This window comes from Streptomyces sp. CNZ301, from assembly GCF_004217425.1.
This window is the reverse complement of the sequence record NZ_SHLG01000002.1, coordinates 235,467-259,908: the sequence shown is the minus strand read 5'-3', so window position 1 is coordinate 259,908 and position 24,442 is coordinate 235,467. Positions and strand designations below refer to the sequence as shown.

Annotated in this window: 20 protein-coding genes and 1 pseudogene; 11 read left to right on the top strand and 10 right to left on the bottom strand. The window is 71.8% G+C overall.

Features of this window, described 5'->3' with window-relative positions:
- Positions 1-43 precede the first annotated feature (43 nt).
- Both EV375_RS25315 and EV375_RS25310 read right to left on the bottom strand, forming a co-directional pair.
- Complete coding sequence (locus EV375_RS25315) at positions 44-1,240, bottom strand: amidase (RefSeq protein ID WP_130302266.1); 1,197 nt, start codon at positions 1,238-1,240, stop codon at positions 44-46.
- Between the two features lie 117 nt (positions 1,241-1,357).
- Positions 1,358-2,245, bottom strand: coding sequence for an IclR family transcriptional regulator (locus EV375_RS25310; RefSeq protein WP_486588868.1), 888 nt, complete (start codon positions 2,243-2,245; stop codon positions 1,358-1,360).
- A 227-nt stretch (positions 2,246-2,472) separates the two neighbouring features.
- Here EV375_RS25310 and EV375_RS25305 point away from each other — a divergent pair, with 227 nt between their 5' ends.
- The 5 genes from EV375_RS25305 to EV375_RS25285 all read left to right on the top strand — a co-directional run bounded on the left by EV375_RS25305 (position 2,473) and on the right by EV375_RS25285 (position 8,396).
- Positions 2,473-4,029: a mannitol dehydrogenase family protein gene (locus EV375_RS25305; RefSeq protein WP_130302264.1), complete on the top strand. Its 1,557-nt coding sequence runs from the start codon at positions 2,473-2,475 to the stop codon at positions 4,027-4,029.
- A 198-nt stretch (positions 4,030-4,227) separates the two neighbouring features.
- Positions 4,228-5,355 carry an alcohol dehydrogenase catalytic domain-containing protein gene (locus EV375_RS25300; protein ID WP_130302263.1) on the top strand — a complete coding sequence of 376 codons (1,128 nt, stop codon included), beginning with the start codon at positions 4,228-4,230 and terminating at the stop codon, positions 5,353-5,355.
- Positions 5,352-6,605 (top strand): alpha-hydroxy acid oxidase, encoded by a 1,254-nt coding sequence (locus EV375_RS25295; protein WP_130302262.1) that lies wholly within the window; start codon positions 5,352-5,354, stop codon positions 6,603-6,605. Before EV375_RS25300 ends, EV375_RS25295 begins: the two co-directional genes overlap by 4 nt.
- A 148-nt stretch (positions 6,606-6,753) precedes the next feature.
- Positions 6,754-7,485, top strand: a complete 732-nt coding sequence (locus EV375_RS25290) for a creatininase family protein (protein WP_130302261.1) — start codon at positions 6,754-6,756, stop codon at positions 7,483-7,485.
- Complete coding sequence (locus EV375_RS25285; RefSeq protein ID WP_486588798.1) at positions 7,482-8,396, top strand: RibD family protein; 915 nt, start codon at positions 7,482-7,484, stop codon at positions 8,394-8,396. Before EV375_RS25290 ends, EV375_RS25285 begins: the two co-directional genes overlap by 4 nt.
- A gap of 105 nt (positions 8,397-8,501) precedes the next feature.
- Here EV375_RS25285 and EV375_RS29960 read toward each other — a convergent pair.
- The 5 genes and pseudogenes from EV375_RS29960 to EV375_RS25260 all read right to left on the bottom strand — a co-directional run.
- Positions 8,502-9,323 (bottom strand): annotated as a pseudogene (locus tag EV375_RS29960) (lysylphosphatidylglycerol synthase transmembrane domain-containing protein); the annotation flags it as partial.
- Complete coding sequence (locus tag EV375_RS25275; RefSeq protein ID WP_130302259.1) at positions 9,320-10,183, bottom strand: class I SAM-dependent methyltransferase; 864 nt, start codon at positions 10,181-10,183, stop codon at positions 9,320-9,322. The gene EV375_RS25275 and the pseudogene EV375_RS29960, both read right to left, overlap by 4 nt.
- Before the next feature lie 11 nt (positions 10,184-10,194).
- Positions 10,195-11,319, bottom strand: a complete 1,125-nt coding sequence (locus tag EV375_RS25270; protein WP_130302258.1) for a glycosyltransferase family 4 protein — start codon at positions 11,317-11,319, stop codon at positions 10,195-10,197.
- On the bottom strand, positions 11,292-11,690 hold the full coding sequence (locus EV375_RS25265) for a 6-carboxytetrahydropterin synthase (protein ID WP_130302257.1): 399 nt from the start codon (positions 11,688-11,690) through the stop codon (positions 11,292-11,294). The genes EV375_RS25270 and EV375_RS25265 overlap by 28 nt, the downstream gene beginning before the upstream one ends.
- An 81-nt stretch (positions 11,691-11,771) precedes the next feature.
- Positions 11,772-12,788: a zinc-dependent alcohol dehydrogenase gene (locus EV375_RS25260; RefSeq protein WP_130302256.1), complete on the bottom strand. Its 1,017-nt coding sequence runs from the start codon at positions 12,786-12,788 to the stop codon at positions 11,772-11,774.
- Between the two features lie 107 nt (positions 12,789-12,895).
- On the opposite strand from EV375_RS25260, the gene EV375_RS25255 reads away from it, so the two are divergent.
- Both EV375_RS25255 and ribA read left to right on the top strand, forming a co-directional pair.
- Positions 12,896-13,687 (top strand): CDP-alcohol phosphatidyltransferase family protein, encoded by a 792-nt coding sequence (locus EV375_RS25255; protein WP_207228453.1) that lies wholly within the window; start codon positions 12,896-12,898, stop codon positions 13,685-13,687.
- 141 nt (positions 13,688-13,828) lie between these two features.
- Complete coding sequence (gene ribA / locus EV375_RS25250) at positions 13,829-14,485, top strand: GTP cyclohydrolase II (RefSeq protein WP_130302255.1); 657 nt, start codon at positions 13,829-13,831, stop codon at positions 14,483-14,485.
- A gap of 778 nt (positions 14,486-15,263) precedes the next feature.
- Here ribA and EV375_RS25245 read toward each other — a convergent pair.
- A complete protein-coding gene (locus EV375_RS25245) occupies positions 15,264-15,950 on the bottom strand; it encodes a histone deacetylase (RefSeq protein WP_207228451.1) in 687 nt (228 codons plus the stop codon).
- A 137-nt stretch (positions 15,951-16,087) separates the two neighbouring features.
- Here EV375_RS25245 and EV375_RS25240 point away from each other — a divergent pair, with 137 nt between their 5' ends.
- The gene (locus EV375_RS25240; protein WP_130302254.1) at positions 16,088-16,381 is read left to right on the top strand and encodes a class I SAM-dependent methyltransferase; all 294 of its coding nucleotides are present in this window, start codon (positions 16,088-16,090) and stop codon (positions 16,379-16,381) included.
- 97 nt (positions 16,382-16,478) lie between these two features.
- On the opposite strand, the gene EV375_RS25235 is transcribed toward EV375_RS25240, so the two are convergent.
- Entirely contained in the window at positions 16,479-16,913 is a 435-nt protein-coding gene (locus EV375_RS25235; RefSeq protein WP_130302253.1) for a subtilase-type protease inhibitor, read from the bottom strand.
- Between the two features lie 896 nt (positions 16,914-17,809).
- Here EV375_RS25235 and EV375_RS25230 point away from each other — a divergent pair.
- Positions 17,810-18,730 carry a ricin-type beta-trefoil lectin domain protein gene (locus EV375_RS25230; RefSeq protein WP_165434850.1) on the top strand — a complete coding sequence of 307 codons (921 nt, stop codon included), beginning with the start codon at positions 17,810-17,812 and terminating at the stop codon, positions 18,728-18,730.
- Positions 18,731-18,856: 126 nt separating this feature from the next.
- Here the strand turns inward: EV375_RS25230 and EV375_RS25225 are convergent, their stop codons facing one another.
- Positions 18,857-20,080, bottom strand: coding sequence for an MFS transporter (locus EV375_RS25225; RefSeq protein WP_207228449.1), 1,224 nt, complete (start codon positions 20,078-20,080; stop codon positions 18,857-18,859).
- Between the two features lie 214 nt (positions 20,081-20,294).
- Between EV375_RS25225 and EV375_RS25220 the strand changes: the two genes are divergently transcribed.
- On the top strand, positions 20,295-22,943 hold the full coding sequence (locus tag EV375_RS25220) for a glycosyltransferase (protein WP_207228447.1): 2,649 nt from the start codon (positions 20,295-20,297) through the stop codon (positions 22,941-22,943).
- The gene (locus tag EV375_RS25215) at positions 22,943-24,406 is read left to right on the top strand and encodes a radical SAM protein (protein WP_130302250.1); all 1,464 of its coding nucleotides are present in this window, start codon (positions 22,943-22,945) and stop codon (positions 24,404-24,406) included. Before EV375_RS25220 ends, EV375_RS25215 begins: the two co-directional genes overlap by 1 nt.
- Positions 24,407-24,442 lie beyond the last annotated feature (36 nt).

The window sequence follows — 24,442 nt, the reverse complement described above, 5'->3', positions numbered from 1 at the left end:
CGCCCCCGGCGGCATGCGCCGCACCCGGGGGTGCTCGCCGGGATCACCGGCGGCTCTCGGCGACCGCGAGGTCCAGCAGCGCGCGGTCGCTGCCGGGGCCCGCGACCAGGCAGAGGCCTACGGGCAGACCCCCGGCCGTCATGCGGGGAAGCACCAGGGACGGCAGTCCGGCCCCCGACGCCAGACAGGTGAGCTGAAGGGCCGCGCTCCTGACCGCGTCGCGCTCCTCTGCGCCCGAGTCCCTCATCGGGGCCGGGCCGGGCGCCGCAGGCAGCACCAGTACCGTCCCGGGGGAGAGGGCCGCGCGCAGCGCGCGGGCCGTCGTCCTCACGGACTCGCGTGCCCGTGCCGCGCGTTCCCTGCCGATTCCGGACGCCCAGGAGAAACGGCGCGCCACCTCCGGCCCGAGCGAGCCGGGGTGCGCGCAGACCCACTCCCCGTCGCTCTCCCACACCTGCACGGCCTGGGCGACGGAGAAGGCGGTCGCACGCTCCTCCGGGTCGCCGCCGAAGGCCCACTCCTGCCTGCGCAGTCCGAGCCGGACCGCCAGCCCAGCGGCGGCCGACGCGAACGCCTCGCGCACCCGGGGCTCGGCCGGGGCGGCGAGGTCCGGCGAGACGAGCAGGGTGCGGAAGGGGCCCGGGTCCTGCGCCCCGTCCACTTCGGGCAGCAGCACGTCGCCGACCCGGGCCAGCGTCGAGGCGTCGTGTGCGAGCCAGGCGACGGTGTCGAAGTCGGGGGCCAGCGGCAGCATTCCCGTGACGGGAACGGCTCCGTGGGTGGGGCGCATGCCGTACAGCCCGCAGTAGGAGGACGGTACGCGGATCGAGCCGGCGGTGTCGGTGCCGAGCCCGGCGTCCGCGTCGTGGAGCGCGACGGCGGCGGCCGGGCCGCTGGAGGAACCGCCCGGAATGCGGTCGGGAGCCTGGGGGTTGGGCGGGGTGCCGTAGTGGGGGTTGGTGCCGTCGAGGCTGTAGGTCAGCTCGTCGGTCTGCGCGATGCCGGTGATCTCGGCACCCGCGTCGAGGAGCGCGGCGACGGCCCACGCGTGCGTGGTCTCCGGTCCCGCCTCGTCGAGGAAGTCGGGATTGCCCGCGCCGATGCGCTGCCCGGCGATCGCGTACACGTCCTTCACCGCGAGGCGCAGGCCGTTCAGCGGCCCGCTGCCCGACGGGGCAAGGAGCGGGGCGCCGCGCTCCCGCCACACGGCCTTCTCCGTATTCGTCTCGGACGGGGTCATGGGGGGCCTCCGCAAGCAGCCGGATCGGTGGTTACAGCCCGCGCGTGGGAACCGGGCCGGGGTGCGATGTGTACCCGCTCCAGGGGGCCGTCGGACACATGGTTCCCCTGTCGGGACTCAGCTGCCGAAGAGCGGCTCCAGCCTGTGCGCCGTCCGCGTCAGCGCGCCGCGCAGCGCCAGCACCTCCTCGCGCGCCACCACGAAGGTCACCGTCGAGATGCTGACGGCGCCGACCACCTGCCGGCCCGTGGTGTGCAGGGGGACGGCGATGCATCGCACGTTGGCCTCGTTCTCCTCCTCGTCCAGCGCGAAGCCCTCCTCCCGCACGCGCGCGAGCTCCTCGTCCAGGGCGGCCCGCGTGGTGATCGTGGCGTCGGTGCGGCGTCCGAGGCCCGCTCGCTCGACCAGTGCGTCCAGTGCCCCGGCGTCCAGGCCGGACAGGATGCACTTCCCGATCGCCGTGGAGTGCAGCGGCTGGTACATGCCCACCCGTGAGGCCATTGCGAACGGCTGGTCCCCCTCGACCTTGTGCGTGTAGATGATGCGGTCGCCGCTGCGCACCCCCACATGGACGGTCTGGCGTACCTCTTTCTGGAGTTCGACGATCACTCGCTCGATGCTGTCGCGGCTTCCCGAGCCGGCGATGGCCGCGCCCAGGGCGCGCACGGCGGGACCGATGCTGTAGTTGCCGCCCTCGTGAGCGACGGCCCACCCCTCTTCGGTGAGCACACGCAGCAACCTGTGCGCGGTCGGTTTCGACAGGCCCGCGGAGGCGGCGAGTGCGGCGAGCGGGACGGGCACCTGGGCCGAGCAGAGCGCGTCGATCAGCCGGAGCAGCCGTCGCGGGGCGGCTCCGTCGCCCGAAGGGGCCTGCCCGCCGGTGGTGCCGGGACCGGGGACGTGCCCGCCGGCGGGAGGGCCCTGCGTCTCCCCGCCGGAGGCAGGGCGTGGGAACTCCCCGCCGCTGACAGGGGAGTCGGACGAAGCCGGGCCGGCAGAAGGCATTGACACCACCAGGGACTCTCCATAGGTTGCGGCAGGATTCTAGATCACGGAATCCCATTCCGGGAGCCGGAATTTGCGGAAGCGGCAGACGCGAGGAGGGGCATGACCGCGCACGCGGAGGTACGACACCTCTCGGACGCCGCCGCCGGAGACGTCCTGTTTGAGCACGGGAGGGACACCGGCCGCCGCATCGGCTGGTCACCGAAGTACCCGGCGGGGGAGGGCTCTTGAGCGCACAGGGCGGTGCGCCCCGCATCCTGCACCTGGGTCTGGGCAACTTCCACCGGGCCCACCAGGCGCTGTGCACCGAGGACGCCGGGCTCTCCGGTGACCGCTGGGAGATCACCGGCGTCGCCGGCAGCAGCCGCCACGTCGTCGAAGCGCTGCACCGTCAGCGGATGCGCTACAGCGTGGTCACGCTCGGCCCCGAGCAGACCTCCGTACGCCAAGTGGCAAGCATCACCGACGCGTTCGTGGCCGCGGACGAACCGCACCGGGTGACGCGGGAGATCGCCGATCCGCGCACCGGCGTCTTGTCATTGACGGTCACCGAGAAGGGGTACGACATCAGTCCCCTCACCCGTCGTCTCGACCTGGACGCGCCGGGGATCCGCGGCGACCTCGACGGGGGAGCCGCGCCCCGCAGCACGATCGGACGGCTCGCCGCCGGACTGCTGCGCCGCGCACGCGAGTCGGGCGCCCCGGTGACTCTGCTCAGCTGCGACAACATCACAGCCAACGGCACCACCCTGGCGGGACTGCTGCGCGACTTCGCCGCCGCCCTGCCGCTCCAGGACGGAGCCGAACTCCTCGGCTATCTCGACGAGTCGGTGACCTGCCCGGACACCATGGTGGACCGCATCGTGCCCGCGACGACCGACGTCCACAGACGCCTGGCCGCCGAAGCGGGCCACCAGGACGAGGTGCCCGTGCCCGCCGAGCCGTTCCGGATGTGGGTGATGCGCGACCGCTTCGCTGCCGGACGGCCCGCCTGGGACAGGGCAGGTGCGGTCATGACGGACCGCGTGCACGACTACGAGACGGTCAAGGTGCGGCTGCTGAACGGCAGTCACTCGCTCCTCGCCTACCTCGGACTGCTGACCGGCCGCTCCCTCATCGCCGACGCCGCCGTCGACCCGGCGATCGCCCGTGCGGTGCGCCTGCTCGGCGACGAGTACGAGCCCACGCTCACGCTTCCCGACGGCTTCGATGTGGCCGCCTACCGCGAGCAGTTGGGCGAGCGGTTCGCGAACCGCCGGCTGGCCCACCGCACCACGCAGGTCGGCGCCGACGGGTCGCTGAAGCTCGCCCAGCGTGTGCCCGGGGCCGCCCTGTGGCATCTGGAGCGTGGCCGCGTTCCGGCCGCGCTCGCCCTGACAGTCGCCGCATGGCTGCGCTGCACCGCGTACCCGGAGCAGCTGGACGCCGGCCGTACCGGAGTGCCGGTGGACCCGAACGGTGAGCGGATACGAGCACTGGCCGGGCGGACCGGAGGCGCGGGCGGCAGCGCGCAGCGCGCCCGGAGCCTGGCGCGGGCGTCCCTGTGCGACCAGGCGGTACTGGGTCAGCAGATCGCGGAGCAGGGCGAGTTCGTGGAGCAGGTCGCCGAACTGCTGGACCTCTTGGAGAGCGGGGGACCGGCCGCGGCCCTCCGCGCGGTGTGCGGCGGCGGCCCGCCTCCGGGCGCGCCCGCACCACCGGCCCCGGCGGCGCACGCGACGCCGGCGGGCGCGACCTCGCCGGGAGGGGACGGCGTTGGAGCCCGGGGTACGCAGAGCCCGTAGACGGCAGAGGACAGTTGACAGACAGACAGACAGACAGACAGACAGACAGGCAGACAGGCAGGCAGGCAGGCAGGCAGGCAGAGCCGGGGCCGCGGACAGCACGCGCCATGGACGGCAGGCCGTCCACCGACGGGAGAGCGGGGCCCAGCCGGAACGGATGCGGCGAAGCCGCGCAGGGTGGAGCGAAGGAGGTGAGCGGTGCGGACGGTGGTCGTGCACGGCGCGGGCGACCTGCGGGTCGAGGACCGTCCCGCTCCCGTTCCGCAGCCGGGCGAGGTGCTGGTGGCGATGACGCACGGCGGCATCTGCGGCTCGGACCTGCACTACTACCGCGAGGGCGCGGTGGGTTCCTCCGCGGTGCGTGAGCCGCTCGCCCTCGGCCACGAAGTCGTGGGACGCGTCGCCGAGGACCCTGCGGGGCGGCTCCGCCCCGGGACTCCCGTGGCCGTCCACCCCGGCACCTCGTGCGGGATGTGCCAGGAGTGCCGCGAGGGCCATCCCCAAGTCTGCCGCGACACACGGTACTTGGGGTCCGCTGCCACATTCCCCCACAAGCAGGGCGGCTTCACCGGGCAACTGGCCGTCCCCTCCGGCCGGCTGCACGTCCTGCCGGCGCAACTGCCCCTCTCCAGAGCCGTACTGGCGGAACCCCTGGCGGTGGCGTTGCACGCCCTTCGCCGGGCGGGCGGTGTCGCCGGTGCCCGCGTCCTCGTCAACGGCGCCGGCCCGATCGGGGCACTGACCGCGGGAGCCGCCGCGGCCTGGGGCGCCGAGGAGGTGTGGGCGTGCGACATCCGTGAACCGCAGCTGCGCATCGCCGAGCGTGCCGGGGCCTCCACCACCGTCCTGGCGGGCCGGGAGCCCGCCGAGCACTTCGACGTCGTCGTCGAGGCGTCGGGCGCCCCCTCCGCGCCCGCGGCCGTGATGGACGCGATCCGCAGACGGGGCGTGATGGTCCAGCTGGGCACCACGCCCGCGGGGACGGTCAAGGTCCCCTTCGGTCCCGTGGTCGCGAAGGAGATCGAAGTGCGCGGCACCTTCCGCTTCGAGCACGAACTCGGCACAGCCCTGGCCATGCTCGCGGCCTCCGGCCGTCCGGAGGCCGTCATCACCCGGACCTTCCCGCTGCGTGACGCGGTCGAGGCCATGGAGACCGCCGCCGACCCGGCCGTGCCGGGCAAGGTGGTCCTGCTGCTCGACGGCGAGGACACCACGGCGGAATCCGCACGCGGCGGCATCGAGGACGCGGGCACTTCACAGACAGCCGCGGCATCCGCCGCGGGCGGCAACAGCACCACCGGCACCACACGGAGAGCAGCCACATGACCCGACTCGAACGGCGACTCCCGCGCCCCAAGGACCTGGCGCCCCTGCTGAAGCTGAAGACCCGGCACCGCGGTGCCGTGGAGCGCAGGCTCGCCGACGCCCACACCATCTGGGACCTGCGGCGCATCGCGAAGCGCCGCACACCGGCGGGCCCGTTCGACTACACCGATGGCGCCGCCGACGGCGAAGTCGGGGTGCGCCGCGCCCGGGAGGCCTTCGAGGACCTGGAGTTCAGGCCGGGCGTGCTGCGCAACGTCGAGAGCGCCGACACCTCCACGACGGTGCTCGGCGGATGCTCTCAGCTGCCCTTCGGCCTGGCGCCCACCGGGTTCACACGCATGATGCACTCCGCGGGCGAACGGGCCGTCGTCGCGGCGGCCGAGCGGGCGGGGATCCCGTACGCGCTGTCGACGGTGGGCACCACCTCGATCGAGCAGGTCGCCGAGACGGCGCCGTCGGCCCGCAAGTGGTTCCAGCTCTACCTGTGGAGGGACCGCGACCTCTCGCGCGAGCTCGTGGCGAACGCCAAGGCCGCGGGCTACGAGGCGCTCATCGTCACCGTCGACGTGCCCGTCAACGGCAACCGTGTCCGCGACCTGCGCAACGGCATGACGATCCCGCCCCAGCTGACGCTCAGGACGTTCCTCGACGCGTCGTACCGGTGGGAGTGGTGGCTGAACTTCCTGACCACCGAGCCCTACACCTTCGCCTTCGACAAGGACGGCCACGGCGCCCTGACCGAGCTCGTCAGCAAGCTCTACGACCCGACCGTCACCTTCGACGACCTGGACTGGATACGGGAGGTGTGGGACGGCCCGATCCTCGTGAAGGGCATCCAGACCGTGCGCGACGCCGAAACCGTCATGGCGCACGGCGCGGACGGCGTGATCGTCTCCAACCACGGCGGCCGCCAGCTGGACCGGGCGCCCGTCCCGCTGCACCTGCTGCCCGGCATCGCCGAGGCGGTGGGGGAGCGGGGCACCGTCATGCTGGACACGGGGATCATGAACGGCGGCGACATCGTGGCGGCGCTGGCCCTGGGAGCGGACTTCGCGCTCGTCGGCCGGGCCTATCTCTACGGGCTCATGGCCGGAGGCGAAGCGGGAGTGGCCCACGCCATCGGCATCCTCTCCGCCGAGGTCGAGCGCACCATGAAGCTGCTCGGTGTCACAAGCGTCTCCGAACTCGGTCCGCAGCACGTGCGGTTGATGACCCGGCGCGTCCCGGTCGTGCCCGACCGGACGGGCTGAGGGGCAGCCGGCGCGGCTGCCCGGCCACCCGGACTGGTGGCTGTGCGGATTCTGTGGAAGCGTGATCGCGGCGCACGACCAGCCGTCGCGCGCGCCGCTCGCGAGCGGCGCCGCGCCCGGCGCACCGCACCGGAGGAAACGACCACCCATGGACACCCCCGCCCACGCCGTCCGCGCGCTCCCGACGGAGACCACCGGCGACGCGGCCGACCGCAAGGCCACGGTGGCTCTTCTGCCCGTCGGCAGCTATGAACAGCACGGGCCGTACCTGCCCCTGTCGACGGACACGCTCATCGCCTGCTCCGTGGCCGAACGCGTCGCCGCCGCGTACCCGGTGCAGCCGCTTCCGCCGCTGACGGTCTCCTGCTCGCAGGAGCACTCGCGCTGGCCGGGCACCGTCAGCATCACGGCCGGCACCCTCGGCGCCGTCGTACGGGACATCGCGCATTCGCTGCGGCGCTCGGGCGTGCCCGGTCTGGTGCTGGTGAACGGCCACGGCGGCAACTACGTGCTGCGCAACATCGTGCAGGAGGCCACCGCCGAGGGGCACCACATGGCGCTCTTCCCCGTCGCCGCGGACTGGGAGGAGGCCTCCGCCGAGGCCGGCATCGAGACCCCCGCGCGCAGCGACATGCACGCCGGGGAACTGGAGACGTCGATCCTGCTGCACACCCGGCCCGACTGCGTACGCGAGGGATACGAGAAGGCGGACCTGATCAGCGACGACCGCAGGCACCTGCACACACTCGGGCTCGGCCCTTACACCGCCTCCGGCGTGGTCGGCAGGCCCTCGCTCGCCACGGAACGCAAGGGCGACGCGGTGCTCACGGCGCTCACCGCCGCCTTCGCCGGTCATCTGCGCGTCCTGGAGTCGTGGTGACGGCGGCGGACCGGCCCGCGCGGGCCCAGTCCGAGGCGCACATACCCCGCGGCGGCGACGACGGCGCCGGCGGTGCCGTTCTGGGAGCCGAAGCGGCATGGGAGAAGCTGCTGGCTGTGCGCACGGTCCCGGAGGCGGAGCGGACGGGGCTCGTACAGGGCGAGGACGGTGTGTGGCGCTGGCGCCTGCCCGCCTCCTGCGAGGCCGGCACCCTCGCATCGCTCTACACCCCGCTCTGCCTGGGCGGTTCAGCCTTCGCCTTCGCCCAGCTCGGCCAGAGCGTCGACGGCTTCATCGCCACACGCACCGGCCACTCCAACTACGTCACCGGGGAGGAGGACCGCCTCCATCTGCACCGGTTGCGGGCCCTGTGCGACGCGGTCCTCGTCGGGGCGGGTACCACGATCGCCGACGACCCGCAGTTGACGGTGCGTGCCTGCGCCGGCACCAACCCCGTGCGCGTCGTGCTCGATCCGCGCGGCCGAGCGGGGAACCGGACGCCGGGCGCGCGGGTCTTCACCGACGGACAGGCACGGACGCTGCGGCTCGTCGGCGCGGACGCCGGCTCCGCCGCGGCCGGGCGGGGTGACGAGGAGGTCCTCGAACTCCCCTGCGGCGAGGCGGGGTTCGAGCCGCGGCTAGTACTGGAGACCCTTGCCCGCCGCGGCCTTGGCCGGATACTTGTCGAGGGTGGCGGCGCGACGGTGTCCGGGTTCCTCCGGGCGGAAGTGCTGCACCGGCTGTACGTCACGGTCGCGCCGGTTCTCCTCGGAGACGGCGTACCCGGGCTCCGCTTCCCAGGGCCCGTACGGATGGGGGAGGCCCTGCGGCCCCGGACCCGTGCCTTCCGCCTCGGCGCGGACATGCTCTTCGAACTCGACCTCCTGGACCTCCTCGACGGCACGGCCTGAACGCCGCGCCGCCAGGAGGCGGCAGGCCAGCACACCGGCCCCCGGCAGGCTGGACAGCAGCGCCAGCGCCCCGTACACCACCGCGGAGGCCAGGCCCTGGGCCGCCCCCAGACCCGCCGCGCCGAACGCCAGCGCACACATGCCTTCACGGGGGCCCCACCCGCCGACGTTGACGGGCAGTGCCATCACCAGCAGTGCCATCAGCAGCGGCGTCACCAGCGCGGTGAGCGGCGCGGAGGAACCGGCCACCCGCGCCGAGGCGAGGAAGAGCCCCAGGTGCCCGGCCAGGGCGAGGACGGACAGGGCCAGCACGCCCGGCCAGCTTGCACGGGCGAACAGCGCCGTCCTCGCGTCGGCGAAGAAGACCCCCAGGTCGCGCCGCCACTTCGCGGCGCGCCCGCCACGTCCCGCGAGGAAAGCCCCGGCGACGGCCGCCACCGCGCCCACCGCGAGAGCGGCCGTGGCGAGCGGCAGTTCGAGGGCGTCCAGCACCGGAAGGGGCGGGGTCGCCGCCACCAGCACCACGACACCCGCCGCCACGATGACGGCCTGTCCCGCGGTGCGCTCCAATATCACCGCGCGCACGCCCCGTCCGACGTCGCCGGCCTCGCGGCCGTTGCGGACGGCGCGGTGCACGTCGCCCAGTACGCCCGAGGGCAGCGTCGCGTTGAGGAAGAGCGCCTGGTAGTAGTCGGCCACGGCCGTGCGCAGCGGCAGACTGATCCCGAGGCGGCCCGCCACGAGGCGCCACCGCCATGCGCTGAAGACGGTCGCGGGGACGCTGAGGACGAAGGTGATCACGACGGCCTGTGCGTCGATGCGGTCAAGGGCCCCCAGCAGCGCGGAGGTTCCCAGACGGTGGACGACCACACCGAGGATGATCAGTGCTATGGGGGCGCGCAGACGGCGCCAGAGAGTGCCCTTCATGTCGCGTCGGTCCCGGCCGGGTTCGCGGGCAGCGCCAGCAGGTCGCGGTGGTGGACCACGGCCCGCAGCGAACCCGCCTCGCACGCGTCGAGTCTGCGCCGCATGTACTCCTCGCTGGAGGCCTCCAGCGACGGCTCCTGCGCGCACGCCGCCGCGACCCAGCCCAGCAGCCACTGCGCGGTCAGCCCGCTGTCGTCGGGGCCGAGCCGCCACGGGCTGGAGTGCGTGAGCACGGTGGCGCCGTTGCGCTCGAAGGCCGCCGTCGCCGCTTCGACGGCGTCCGGTCCGAGCAGCCGGCGCCCGCCGTCGGTGCGGCGCTGGTGGGCGTCGAAGGCCGCGGCGAACTCCTCGTCCAGCGGATCGGACGGCTCGATCTCCACGTGCCCTTCCACGGACAGGGCCAGCAGCACCGCGCAGCCGGCCGATGCGCAGCTCGCCGCCAGCGACTCCAGTTCGTCGGCGGTCAGCAGGTCCAGCAGCGCCGAAGCCGTCACCAGCGAGGTGCCGGCCAGGTCGTCGCCGGTGAGACGTGTGATGTCCCGCTGCTGCGGCACCACTTCGAGCGGGCTGCCGTCCGCGGCCTCCCGCGGCATCCGGGCGGCGATGTTCTCCAGCAGGGCCGGGTCGCGGTCGTGCATGAACCAGCGCTGCGGCCCGTTCAGCCGGGAGGCGAGCCAGCGGCCCATCGAACCCGTGCCGCACCCCAGATCGTGGACTGTCAGCAGACCGCCCGGCGCGGTGGTCCGCGCGAGGAAGTCGCGCAGGGGGCCGAGGAGTTGCTCGGAGCGGGCGCGGGTGTCCGCGTCCTCGCGCAGCGCGAGCCACTCGGGGGCGTAGCGGGGCGAGCCGACAGTGTTCAAGCGCCACTCCGTTATTCGAGCCGAAGGCGCTCCAGCACCCTGGCCAGCTGACGAGAGCTTTCGGCCCAACCTTGCAGCTTGGCGCGCCGCCCGCGGGCGGATGTTGTCAGATGCGAACGAATTCCGGGATCTTCCAGCCATCCGCGGAGCGCAGCGGTTAGCGCTGCGGCGTCGCGCGGGGGGACGAGAATGCCGGGAATGCTCCCGTCGGGTGCGGTGCCGACGGTGCGGGGAACAGCACCCGCCTCGGTGGCGAGCACCGGGATGCCACGGGCGAGCGCCTCGGTGAGCACCATGCCGTAGGTCTCCGTGTGGGACGCGAGCACGAAGAGATCCGCGGAGTCGTAGGCGGCGGCGAGTTCACCGCCCTGCCGCGGACCGGTCAGCCGCACCCGCCCGGTCAGCCCGTTGGCGGCGATGCGGCGGCGCACCTCCGCGACGAACCCGGGGGCACGGTCCAGCGGGCCGGTCAGCTCGCAGGTCCAGGGAAGGCCGCGGACGCCGCCGAGCGCGTCGACCAGCAGATCCTGGCCCTTGCGCGGCGTGAGCGCCGCCACGCACAGCAGCCGCGAGGCGCCGTCCGTGCCCCGTGCGAGCGGTGCCGGGTCGGTGCCGGGCAGTACGGAGTGGACGCGTGCCGCCTCCAGTCCGTGCCGTGCGGCGACCTCGTGCGCCGCCCAGTCGCTGGTCACGACGACGGCGGCCGCGGCGTGCAGGGTCCGCCGCTCCAGGTGCTCGAGTTCCGCCGCCTCCGCGGGGGCGAGGCCCGTCTCGTCCGCGAGCGGCAGGTGCACCAGCACCGCAAGACGCAGCCTGCCCGCGTGCGGCACGACCACGTCGGGGACGCCGCAGGCGACCAGCCCGTCGATCAGTGCGACCGCCCCGTCGGGCAACTCCGCCAGCAGGGCGCCGAGTTCCTCACGCGCCGCCCTGCCGGGCCGCGGCCACGTCCCCCCGACGACCCGCTGGTGCACGGGCGTTCCCGCCGCTACCAGCTCCCGGCAGATGCGCAGGTCGTAGTTGTTGCCGCCGCTGACGGACCGCGGATCGCCGACGTCCCCGGGCATCACCACATGGACGGGCCGTGCGGACGGGCCGGCCTCACCGCTCAAAGCGACCGCTCGTAGCTCGCCCATGCGACATGCGATTCGTGCAGCGTCACGACGAGCCCCTCCAGGCCGCGGGCGCCCTCACCCAGTGCCCCCGCCTCGATCCTCCCGGCGATCCGGTCGGCGACGACCCTGGCCAGCATCTCCGTCGAGGTGTTGACCCCGGCGAAGTCGGGTTCCTCGTCGAGGTTGCGGTAGTTGAGGTCCGCGAGAACGGAGCTGAGCTCCTGCGTGGCGGCGCCGATGTCCACGACGATGCCGTCGGCGTCGAGTTCGGAGCGCCGGAACGTGGCGTCGACGACGAACGTGGCACCGTGCAGGCGCTGTGCCGGGCCGAAGACGTCACCACGGAAGCTGTGGGCGATCATCATGTGGTCACGAACGGTGATGCTGTACATCGGCTCACTTTCCTGTACGTGCCTGTGCGTCCCCGTACGTCCGTGTACGGGCGGTTCCTGGTGTCCGGCCGGGGGTTCCGTTCAGCCGGCCCGCGTCCGGCCGGCGTCGGCGCCGTCATAGGTGACGAGGTGGCACAGGGCGGGCAGCCGCCCGTCCGCGATGCGCGGCATCACCTCGGGCAGTTCGGCGAACCGGGATTCGCCGGTGAGAAGCGCCTCCAGCGCGGGATCGGCGAGGAGATCGAGCGCGAGTGCCATCCGGTCGGCGAAGGTGCGGCGGGCCCGGCGCGCCGGCGGCAGCGCGCCCACCTGGCTGCTGCGCAGCGCGAGCCGGCGCGAGTGGAAGGCCTCTCCCAGCGGGATGCTGATCCGGCGGTCGCCGTACCAGCTGAGTTCGATGATCTCCCCGTCCGGTGCGAGCAGTTCGAGCGACCTGGTGAGTCCCTCCTGGGATGCGCTGGCGTGCACGACGATGTCGCACTCCCCGGTGGCTTCCGCGGGCAGGGCGAAGGGGACGCCGAGCGCTTCGGCGACGGCTTTCCGTCCCGGATCGGCGTCGATCAGCTCCACGCGTGCGGCGGGGAACCGGGAGAGCACGGAGGCCACGCAGGAGCCCACCATTCCGGCACCGACGACGGCGATCCGGTCGCCCAGCGAGGGAGCGGCGTCCCACACGGCGTTCACCGCCGTCTCCACCGTTCCGGCGAGCACCGCACGCCTCGCGGGCACCGGCTCCGGTACGGGCGTCACGGCATCCGCCGGCACCACGTACCGCGTCTGGTGGGGGTAGAGGCAGAAGACCGTGCGGCCCGTCAACCCGGGGTCCGCGTCCGCTCCGCACTCCTCGACGACGCCGACGTTGAGGTACCCGTACTTCACCGGCCCGGGGAACTCGCCCTCCTGGAAGGGCGCCCGCATCACGCCGTACTGGCTCTCCGGCACCCGGCCGTCGAAGACGAGGGTCTCCGTTCCGCGGCTGACGCCCGAAAAGAGCGTACGGACGAGGACTTCGGCGGGCCCGGGCGGGTCCAGGGTCACGGTACGGATCTCGCCCGAACCCGGGGAGCGCAGCCAGTACGCGTGGGCGGTGCGCTCCATCTATGTGTCCTCCGGGTATGGCGACAACTGCTAAGCCTTCACATCTCAGAGCCCACTCGTACCATAATCAGCCCCCTTCGACTCCGCCATATGCTCCTGGAGGCGTGATGGGCAACCAGCACAGGCAGGACGACCGGGCCACTGACCAGCTGAAACTGCAGATTTCGATCGGAATGGCCGGGCAGTTGGTGCTCCTGGGAGTGCTGTGGGGCGTGAGCGGACTCGGACCGGTGGGCTGGGTCGTCGGAACGGCGTGCGGCGCGACCGTCTGCCTCATCCTGCTGCGTTCGGGGAAGGATTCGCTGGGGCCGGCGGACCTGGTGACGCTGAGCAGGGCGGCACTCGCCGGGGGCACGGCCGCGCTCGTGGCGGACCAGGGGCGGGACGCCTCCATGGTCGTCGTCGCGGTCGTGGCCAGCGTCGCGCTCGTACTCGACGCGGTGGACGGGCTGGTGGCCCGGCGCACGGGGACGGCCTCGGCACTCGGCGCGCGTTTCGACATGGAGGTCGACGCGTTCCTGATATTCGTACTCAGCGTCTACGTCGGCCTGTTCGTGGGCATGTGGGTGCTGGCCATCGGTGCCATCCGGTACGCGTTCCTCGCCGCACAGCGGGTGCTGCCTTGGCTGCGCGGGCCGTTGCCGCCGAGCCGGGCCCGCAAGACGGTCGCAGCTCTCCAGGGCATCGCACTGGTTGTGGCCGGATCCGGACTGGTGCCCGGACCGGTTGCGGTATTCGTGGCAGGCGGTGCGCTGTCGGCTCTGGTGTGGTCCTTCGGGCGGGACATCGCCTGGCTGTGGCACGTGCGCACACTGCCTGTCATCGCCGAAGGCGCCCTCGAACTCGCCGTGGCGTCACGGGGCGGAGGCTCTCCCGCGACTGGCGGGAACGGAGGCTGATCCGGCGCGATGGAAGACGAAATGCCCGGTAAGGCACACACTCGCCTCGACTCTCTGCAATCAATTCCACCTGCACGCAACCCGGTTGTGGATTCTTCTAAAAAAACCGATGGGCAGGTGAACGGCGGGTATGCTCGGCGCATGGCGTACCAGGAACTCTCTGTGAACGGCTCCCCGCGGCAAACCGCCGCTGTCGAGAGGGTGGTGGAGGCCCGGCTGCCCACGGTCCATGGAGAATTCCGAGCCATCGGATACATGGACCGCCGTACCAACCAGGAGCAAGTCGCGCTCGTGCACGGCGACATTGCGCCTCACGGCGCACTCACCCGCGTGCATTCGGAGTGCCTGACCGGCGAGGTGTTCGGGTCGAACCACTGCGAGTGCGGAGACCAACTGGGCGCGGCGATGCGGATGATGGTCGCGGACGGTTCCGGCATCCTCGTCTACATCCAGGGCCACGAAGGCCGGGGAATCGGTCTGCTGGCGAAGCTGAAAGCCATGCATCTTCAGCAGGCCGAGGGGCTCGACACGGTTGAGGCCAATCTCGCCCTCGGTCTTCCGGTCGATGACCGCGATTACACAATCGCCGTCGAAATCCTCAACGATCTGGGCGTGGAGTCCGTGCGTCTCCTGTCGAACAATCCCAGAAAGCGGGACGCCCTCGAGGCAAATGGCATAACAATCGCCGAGCGCATACCACTGCTGATTCCTCCGAACAAGGAGAACCACCGCTATCTGCTGGCCAAGCGGAAGCGTCTCGACCACAGCCTGCCCCATCTCGACGGTCTGCTCGGCTGAATCCGTCACGCGCCTCAGCACATCTGCCGGGCTGCCGCCTCATGTCCCAACTGCCATGGGGCGGCAGTGAATTGCCGGCCGAGTCGCACACACCGAATCCCCTGGATCACGGGCATCTTCCCGACCGCAGAGCGTGCTTCGGGGCGAGCTGTGTCCCGGGTGCGCAGCCGCCGCGATCCGGGGCCGCATGGCGCGTGCCCGCGCAGGAGGCCGTGGCCGGGTGCCGTCGACTCCGCAGCAGGTGACGGGACATGGCCGGACGGTCCGGTGCGCGTGCCCTCGCGCGACCCCGGCCCGGGCGGCCGGGGCGGCGACAACGGCGGGCCCCGTGCGCGGGCCGCTCGGCGTCACGGTGATGACTACGACTCGCGACGCCGGTACGCGCAGCCGTTCCGCCCGGCATCGGTGACCCACGAACTGAGCGAAGGCATTGCGAATCGGCAGGGTCCGCCGGGTCATTGAGTGCCGCAGAACCAGAAACGCGTTCTTCCCGGGCCGGAAAGGAATGACCGGCGTGGCTGCGCGAATTACGGGCGCGCTGCGACAGGAACCGGCCAGTCGGTCGCAGTGGCGGCGAGGCGGAGCCGCCCATCAGTCACCGGAACGTATGCGCCATGATCCGAGCCCCTCAACTTCAGGCCGGTTCACGGCAGTTCCCAGGGCGATTGCGGGTGCGCCGGGCGGAGCGCCCGTACGCCGCAGGTCCGCGCTCGTCCAGGAAGCATCGCCTCCCGCCCGTAGGACCGGCGGTCGGCGGCCGCCGTTCCGAGGCGGGCGGTCAGCTCCGTACGGCGTCGTCCGACGGTGATTCCAGGAGCCCGGCGACAGCCTCCCGGCTCCAGTGCCCCTCCGCTCCCCGGCGCGTGGCGAGGTATCCGGCGATGCGGTCTGACGACCAGCCGTGCGACTCGGCCAGTCCGGACGCCAGATGCCGGAGATAGGCGCCGGCCGGCGGATTCCCCTCGACGCTCTCGCGTCCCCAGGGGGCGGTGAACGTCAGAACGGGACGGTCGTCGATGACGCCCGCACACACCAGCGTCTCGTACCGCCCCGGGCCCATCTCGTCCCTGCCGCAGGAGAGGACCTCCCGCAGATCCAGGTCCGTGCCCGGCTCGTGGCGCATCTCCTGGGCGGCGATGTCGGAGAACTGCCCGGCCGTGACGAGCCAGGCGCGGGCGGCGGTACGTCCCTCGCCGGCGGGGTCGTAGAAAGCCGAACCCCCCGTCCACACCGGCGACTCGAGCGCGAAGTACAGCTCGCCCGGAAGCATGACCGGCAACGCGCGCTCCGGGGGTCGCGGGTCACGGCAGCCGGGCTGCGCCCGGAGCCCACCCTCGGGTCTGCCGCCGCGCAGGTAGCAACTGAGGCGGGAGAGGTGCATGTTGGAGCCGAAGGCCGCATACCAGACCTGCCTCGGAGCGGTGAACTCGCGCCGTGGCGGGGGCAGCTGGCGAGGGGTGATCACTGGATCTCTCTCCGTGCCGGGTCAGCCGGGACTCCTGGGGAAGGCCGGCGGAGTGCCTACCCGGCCGGGCGGCGCGGCGAACAGTGGCCCTGGTCACGTCGTTGGGGCGGCGGAGCGCCCGGACGGTCGTCGCCGGCATGGCCGCCACCGCATGCGCACACGGCCTGGAATTCGTCGACCCCGGCCTCCGGGCCCCGCAGCACTGGCGTCCCGACCCGGTCCGGATCGAGGCCGGCGACCGCGGCGTGCTGGACGGGACCACCATCCCCGTCTGGGCGGGCGTCGCCCTCAAGCCCGCTGCGTTGAGCCCGGCCCGGCTTCCCGGCTTCCCGGCTTCCCGGCTTCCCGGCGGACCGGGGACGGACCGCACTCCGGCCGGGGCCCGGGGGCCCGTGGCCGAGGCCCCGGCATGCCCGGCGGTGGAAGGGTGACCGCAAGGGTGAACTCCCTTCCACCGCACGGCAGCTGGGGTCCGATCAGTCGGCGGCGGCCGTCGGGTCCGCCGGCCGGCTCCCCGACTCCCGGGGATCAGAAGTCGAAGACACTCCCGCCCGCCTTCTGCGTGCACGAGTTGGCGAAGGTGTGCTGCCAGGCCACCCGCTGTCCCTTCCACACGCCGTCCGTGGTGACGACGACCGGGTCCCAGATCCTCGTGCACATCCCGGGAGTACCCGAGGCCACGAGCTCCTGGAACCGGCCGCCCACGGCGTTCACGTCGGCGCAGGCCCGGGCGGCGACGGGGTGACTGCCGCTCGGCTTCGGGGCGCAGTTCAGCACCACGGCACGCTGGACGGCGGCGCTCGCCGCGTCCGGGCCCTTGCCGACGGTCAGGACGAGTGCCGACGGTGCGTAGACGCTGTCCGCGCCGACGGAGTCCGCGTGCGCGACACCGCCTCCGAGGCCGGCGAGGCAACCAGCCGCGACCGTGGCCGCCGTCCCCAGAATCTTGACGCTGAACCGCATATCGAACACTCCTTGCGTTGGGATCTCGTATATCGGACGGACAGGACTCTGACGCAAGCTGGACGAGAACGCACGTCGATCGATCACTTTCGGTCGACGCACGAACTGCGGAGCGTGACCGGAAGGGGATAGGTCCAGGTCGACCCGAATATCCGGGTCTCCCGCCTGTGTCCGTCATGTAGGGCAAATCGGTTGTCGTTCAACCGGAAACTTCTTCCTGAGCTGCGGAGATGCCGGTCCGCGTGCTTCCCGGCCGTCTCATCTCGGCCGGAAAGCACCGCTGCCGGGCGGTCTTTCGTGACGCGGCCGGCCGGAGTCACGCTTGCGCCGGTGCGGGCGGGCGGGCGTGGACGGCGAGTCGCGGGCGGCAGCGGTCGCCGACCGGTCGCCGGTAACGCGAGGCTGTTCGCACGGACATGGAAGGACATGCCGCACAAAAACCTCGATGCGAAAAGCGAGTTCACCGTCCGGGAATTCACGGGAATTCGCCGGACCATCCCCCCACGTTCCGGACGGTTTCTTCCGTGAAGAGCTTTCACGCGCCCGCCGATTCCCTGTTGACTGGAGGCGGGCGGGCAACCCGCGCCCCTGCGGCCGCAGATCCCCCGGGACGTCACGACCTGAGTCCCCGGCCTTCCGTGCGCCATCGGTGTACGGAATATCCGTGTGCGCGGAGCGAAGGTGATGCTCCGACGCCCCGGCCGCCGCGACCGTCGCGTCACGAAATGTGCGGGCGGGCCGCCGGATTCGGAAAGAGCAAGGCCACTCCTTCCTTTCAGCCCAGTCCTGACCGAGAGGACGCGATGACCGGTTCCCGTGATGAACGGCAGCAGGACGATTTCGGCCCCGAGGAATCAGCCGGCCCGGCGCACGACTCGGAGGACACGTCTGCCTCATTGCAGGATCAGGAAGACCAGCAGCGCGCGGAGAAAGGGGAGGAGCAGGCCTCAACGGCGGCGGAGGAGGACGACGAGGACGGCGTCAGCCGTGTCGTCACCACGGTGAACCCCACGATCGTGCCCGCGGGTTCGCGCAGCCCGGCACCTGCGGCCCCGACGGCCGGCCGGGGACGCGCGGCCGTACTCGCCGCCGTCGCCGCCCTGGCCCTCGTCGGGCTGTCGACCGGCGGGTATCTCCTCTACGGCAGCGACGATCGCGGCGAGATATCCGGCTCGGGCCCCGGAGCCGCCCCCGAGTGGCAGGGCGGGCAGGAGAACGACGCGCCCGGCCACGCCCCGTCCCCGGAGGAGTCGTCGACGCCGGGCAGGGACGAGGACAGGGACCCGGACAAGAGCAAGTCCCCGGGCGGCAGTTCGCACGACGGCTCCCGCGGTGACGGCGACAAGGACCGCCCTCCCCGGGAAGGTGACGGCAAGCCCCCGCCCGCCGGGGACGGACCGCCCGATGGTTCCGGAGGGGGCAACGGCTCCGGCGGGACGGTGCAGATCCGGAACCACAACTCGGACCAGTGCATCAACGTCCCCGACGGCCAGGCCCGCGACGGCATGTTCCTGGAGATCCGCACCTGCTCGGGCGCTTCCTCGATGCGGTGGAGGTTCGCGGACGACGGCACGGTGCGGGCCCTGGGTCTGTGCATGGACGTCGCCAACGGGTCGTCCGAGAACGGAACCGTGATCCAACTCGCCTACTGCAGCGGCAATCCGGCGCAGCAGTTCCGTCTCAGCGAGGGGAGCGATCTGGTCAACCCGCAGGCGGACAAGTGCGTGGCGGTGCGGGACGGCGACGTCCGCAGCGGCCAGCATCTCCAGCTGTGGGAGTGCTCAGGGGACGACAGCCAGAAGTGGAGCCCGATCTGAGAGCATGCGGCACGGAGTCCGGAACCGGATGACACCCCGTGGCAAGGGCCCGGGGGCGTCCAAGCGCGTGCACCGGGCGTCCGGCTGCGACGGGCCGGCCGCGCCGGAGCCGACGGGCGATGGGGGTCAAGCCGGCCCGTCGCCGCCCCGGACCGCCTTCTGCAGGTCCGGTGCGGTGCGCTCCGGACCTGCGGAACGCGGGGCTTCCCGCTCCCGCGCCGCGAGGGCCGCCGGCGTGATCAGCGCGGCCAGCAGGCCCACGAGTCCCATCGAGACGGTGAGATCCGTCATCGAGGCGATGCCGCCGACCAGCGGAGGCCCGCCGAGCAGTCCCGCGTAGGCGATCGTCGTGACGAAGCCCAGCTCACGCTCGCCGCCGCTGCCGTCCTCGCGGCGGCCCGCGTCCCCGGCGAGTGCCATCGCGGTGGGGAAGCAGAACGCCAGGCCCGCGCCTGCGAGCGCGAACCCGGCGTAGGCCACTGCACCGGCGGGGATCACCGCCCCGGCCGTCAGCCCGAACGCCGCCACGAGTCCGCTGCACGCGAGCACGCGGTGCGGCCCGAACCGCTTCTCCACGCGTTCCCCGACGAGCCTGGTCGCGGCCATCGTCACGGAGAACACCGAGAAGGCTGTCGCCGCGACGGATTCCGTGACGGCGCGTTCGCGCACCAGGAAGAGCGCGGACCACTCGGCGCACACGCCTTCGGCCACCGCTGCACACAGTGCCACCGCCGCGAGCAGCCACAGCCGCCCGCGGACGACGACGCCGCGGAAGCTGCCCCCGGTCCGCTGATGCGGCTCCGGCCGTTCCCCGGGCAGCGCGCGCCCGGTGACGAGCAGCGCCGGCAGACCCACGGCCGCCACCACGCAGAAGTGCCAGGCGGGCGGCACCGTCAGCGCGGCGGCAAGAGCGGCACTCAGGGACCCGAGCAGCCCGCCCGCGCTGAACCCCGCGTGGAAGAACGGCATCAGCGGCCGGTCCGTCTCCCGGACGACGGCGACGGCGGCAACGTTCATCGCCACGTCGACGGTGCCCATCAGGCCGCCGAGGGCGGCCAGCGCCAGGCCGAGCGTGAGCGGCGATCCGGTCAGGCCCACCAGCGGCAGCACCAGACAGGCCGACGTCAGCGCCGCCGCGATGACGAACCGTGCCCCCCGGGCGGCGCAGGCACGTGCTGCGAGCGGCGCGGTGACGATCATGGCGATGCCGGGCCCGAGGAGCGCGAGGCCGAGACCGCCGGGCTGCGCGTCCACCTGAGCGGCGAGCGCGGGGACCCGGGCTGCCCAGGCGCCGTAAAGGGCGCCGTTGACGACGAACACCACAGCCACAGCGGCGCGGTGGGAGACCACGCGATTCCTCCTCCGTCGGTGACGAGTCTTCAGGCGGCGGGCGGTCAGGTTATTGGCATCCGCGTTCCAACGCCTGGAAAACGAGTGAGTCCTGGTCTTCTCCCGCTCCCGCGAAGGGTAGTTGCTCGTCGGGGCGCGCATTCCGCCGTGAGTTCCCAGGCGGTTGCGGCGTACCCGGGCAGAGCGGCACACAACGGCAGGAGTACGCGAGTCCATGACCGTGTTGTGGGGAATATCGTTCGACGCCACTCCGATCTCCGGCGTGGTGGTGGAATTCGTCAAGACCGCGCGGCACTTCCGGGAACAGGGCTACCGGGTGCATCTCGATCTCGGTTACGACATCAAAGCGGACAAGAACGCGTTCTTCCGGCCCTACAGAGACGAAGCGGCGCAGCTTCCGCATTGGATACGCCTCGACCGGATCGAGGGTCTCCGGGAAATCCCCGGCTACGACCAGCAGTTCGTCTCCGACGTTCTGCGCGAATGCGTTCAGGAAGGTGCCGGCGGACATCTGCTGCCGCGGGTGAACGCCGCGGCCGAGGCGATCAGCGAGAGGATCGTGGAGACCTGGGAGGGCCTCGGTGTCTCCGCCGTGCTGGTGGAGAACGGGACGCTGCCCGAGAACATCACGTACACCATGGCGCTCCGCTCGGCCATCGAACGCTACGGGCTGCGTCACAGGCTGGGCCGTTTCGTCCTGTGGCGCGACCACGACCTGATGTGGCAGAGCGAACCAGGCATCGCCAAGTACGGCACCTTTCCGTACCCCGGCACCGTCGCGCCCGTGAACTCGCCGTACATCCGCTACATCGCGCTGCACGAGGAGGCGCGCAGGAGAACCCTCGAATGGGTGCCGGGCCTGGAGAACATCGACGTCCTGCCCAACACCTTCACGCACATCCCGGCCGTGCCACGCCACGATGACATCCGGGACCGCCAACGGGCGGCTTTCCGCCGCGACTTCGGGATTCCCCCGGACGCGCCGCTGATCGCCCGCTTCACCAGGATCATCCCGCAGAAGCGGATCGACCGGGACGTCCACCTGGTGGCCCGGCTCGCGGACCGCGCCGACGTCCACCTCTTCGTCGCGGGCGACACGGGGGAGTCCCCGGAGGAACACACGCGGCTCGTGCGCCTCGCCGACTCGCTCGGCGTCGGCGACCGCGTCGTCTTCGGTGGACCGCTCGCGCCCCACGAGGCCGACATCGCAGCGGCACGCGGCGACGGCTACTCGGTGCGCGACCTGCTCGCCCACGCCGATCTGGCCTCGTTCCTGACCTCCTACGACTACGAGAGCTACGGGAACCCGATCGGTGAGGCGATCGCGTCGCGCGTCCCGTACCTGACCACCCGCTACCAGCTCTACGACACGGTGTACGGCGACAAGGGATTCCGCGCGCCCGTCATGGAGCTCACCGACGGCGACCTGCCCACGCCGGCCTTCGTGGACAGCGTGGCCGAGCTCATCCTGGACGAAAGGAAGCGCGAGGAGATGGCGGACTTCAACCACACGCTCGGCAAGGAGCACTTCGGCGCGGACCGTGCCGGCGAAGTCGTCGGCGAGCTCACACTGCCGCCCATGGGGGAGCGGACCAGGATGAGCGTCGTGCTCCCCGTCTACAACGAGGCGGAGAACCTGCCGTCGGTGCTCGACTCGCTGTGGGGGCAGCGCGGTCCGGACGGCCCGCTGGACAAGTCCCTGTACGAGGTCGTGCTGGTGGACAACAACTCCACCGACGAGACGGTGCGCGTCGCACGCCGCTTCGCCGCCGAACATCCCGAACTGGCCCTGTACGTCATCCCCGAGCCCGAACAGGGCGTTGCCTGCGCGCGGAAGACCGGCATGGACTTCGCGTCGCGGCGCAGCGCCCGGCGCGAATCGTCCGACGGGGAGCAGCGCTTCTACCTCGTCTCCGCCGACGCCGACTGCCGCGTCGACGCGCGGTGGCTGTGGGAGCTGCTGACGGCGATGGACTCGGGCAAGGCCGCCATCGGCGTGTGCGACTACTACTACGAGCCGGAGCACTTCACCGGGAGGCCCCGGCTGTGGGACGCCATCCAGCGCACGCTGCGCTGCCGCGCCGTGACGTTCGCCCTCTTCGGGGGGTTCCCCGACGGGAAGGGCTTCGCCGTCGACCGCGACGCGTACGAGAAGGTCGGAGGCGTCGAGATCTTCTACCAGCTCCAGGACGGAAAGTTCGTCAACCACCTCTCCGACGACTGGGACTTCGGGATTCTCGTGCGCGGCTCGGGGGAGGACATCACCTACGTCCCGGCCTCACGGGTGGAGATCAACCCCCGCCGGGTCAACCACGCCATCGACGAGGTGATCACCGGACGCGCCTACGGATCGGACGGGATCATCGTGATGCGCGACATCCGTGTGCAGGAACCCGCCGAGGGGGCCGGAGGCGCAGCTCCCGCCGTCGACCTCACCGAGCAACAGGCCCAGCAGGCATGGGAGTTCTCCGTCAAGGACTTCACGCCGAAGAACACCGTCCTGCCCGTGCTGCTCACTCCCTCCCTCCTCGACGACCGCGCCGTCATCGAGTTCTTCGGCCCGTCGCTCGCCGAACGGCTCGGGAGGCGCATCGCCGAGATCAAGGACGAGATGCGGGTCGTCGACTTCACGCCCATCCACTCGTACAAGACGCCGTCCTACCGGCTGTACTTCGAGTTCGCCGACGAGATATTCGCCCGGCTGCGCGCCACCGTCGGCGAGGACATCGGCCATCCGCCGCCGCTGCCGGAATGCTTCCGGGACGTACCGCCGGAACGGTTCACGGAGTTCGTGAAGTACTACTGCGAGGACCGCGAATCCGGCGAGGCGCACAACTACTTCGGGAACGGAGGTGTCTTCTGATGCAGATCGGACACAGGCAGACCTACGAGGACTCCGTCGCCTCGCTGCGGCAGACCGACCCGGGCCACCCCGTACCGTCGGTGCTGGAGACGCTGGCCGCCCCCGAGAACAGGCATCTCCTGGAGTACGTGACCGAGGACCCCTTCGGCGCGCACGTCTTCCCCGGCAACATCCCGGACCACACGCCGGCGGACTTCCTCGCCGACCTCGACGAGCAGCTCGCCGGCACGGCACCGATCCACCTGTGGTCCTACATCCCCACCTGCGCCTACCGGTGCCGCTTCTGCCAGTACCCCGTGGTGCTCGTCAAGGGAGCGCCGGAGGTCGCCGACAGCAAGGCCCGGCAGTGGGTCGACTGGAACATCCGCGAGGCGCGGCTGTGGCTGCGTGAGGTGCCGAACCTGGCATCGGCACCGATCGGGGAGTTCAACGTCTTCGGCGGCACCCCCTCCCTGCTGCCGCCGGACGCCATCCGCGCTCTGCTCGACTTCTACAAGGAGAACTTCAACTTCACGCCGGAGACGGCGATCCGCTTCGAGGGCGACCCCAGCACCTTCACACCCGAGAAGCTGGAACTGCTCGCCGGGCTCGGCTGCACGAAACTGAGCAGCGGCGTGCAGTCCTTCGACGACCCGGTGCTGGAGCAGTGCGGCCGGGAGCACACCGCGCAGATGTGCGTGGACTTCGTACGCAACGCCCAGCGCACCGGCTTCGACTGGACCAGCATCGACCTGATGTACGGGCTGCTCGACCAGACCGTCGACAGCGTGCGCCGGGACCTCGACATCGTCGTCGAGAACGAACTGACCGCGGTCGTCTGCACGAAGCTCCATCTGAAGTCCTACAGCGACACCAGGACCGGAGTGGCCGGAGTGCAGCCCGCCGCCTGGCAACTGCCCGACTACCGCGCCAAGTTGGTCGAGAACGGCCACCGGTGGCCGACTCTCGGCGAGCAGTACCAGATGCGCGAGGTGCTCACCGAGGGCCTCGAGAGCTGCGGATACCGGGAACAGCCCACCATGTACTTCGCGCAGGACGGCAAGGGCCCGGAGAAGTGGAAGGCCATCATGGTCGACCAGGACAAGCAGGAGGCCGAAGTCGCCATCGGCCTGGGCGGCAGCTCCAGCTGCCGCACCTCGGAAGCGATCACCGACGTGAACTGGAAGCGCTACTCCGAGGCCGTCGAGGCGGGCCGGGTCCCGCTGGGATCGGTGACCCGCTTCAGTGAGGAGGCGCAGGAGGCGAGGGCGGTCAAGATGGCCCTCTCCACGCTGAGCCCCCTCAGCGACCGGCTGCACAGGCAGCGCTTCCCCGGGGCCTCACTGTTCGAGGAGCCCTGGCACGGCCGGTTCCGCTCCCTGGAGGAGCGCGGCCTCGCCGTCATGGACCGCGGCGCCGAGGAAGTCCGGCTGACGACGGAAGGAAAGGTGCTGGTGGAGGCGGTCATCAACTCCGAGTTCTGACGGCGGCCGCGCACGCTTGCGGGACGGACCCGACCG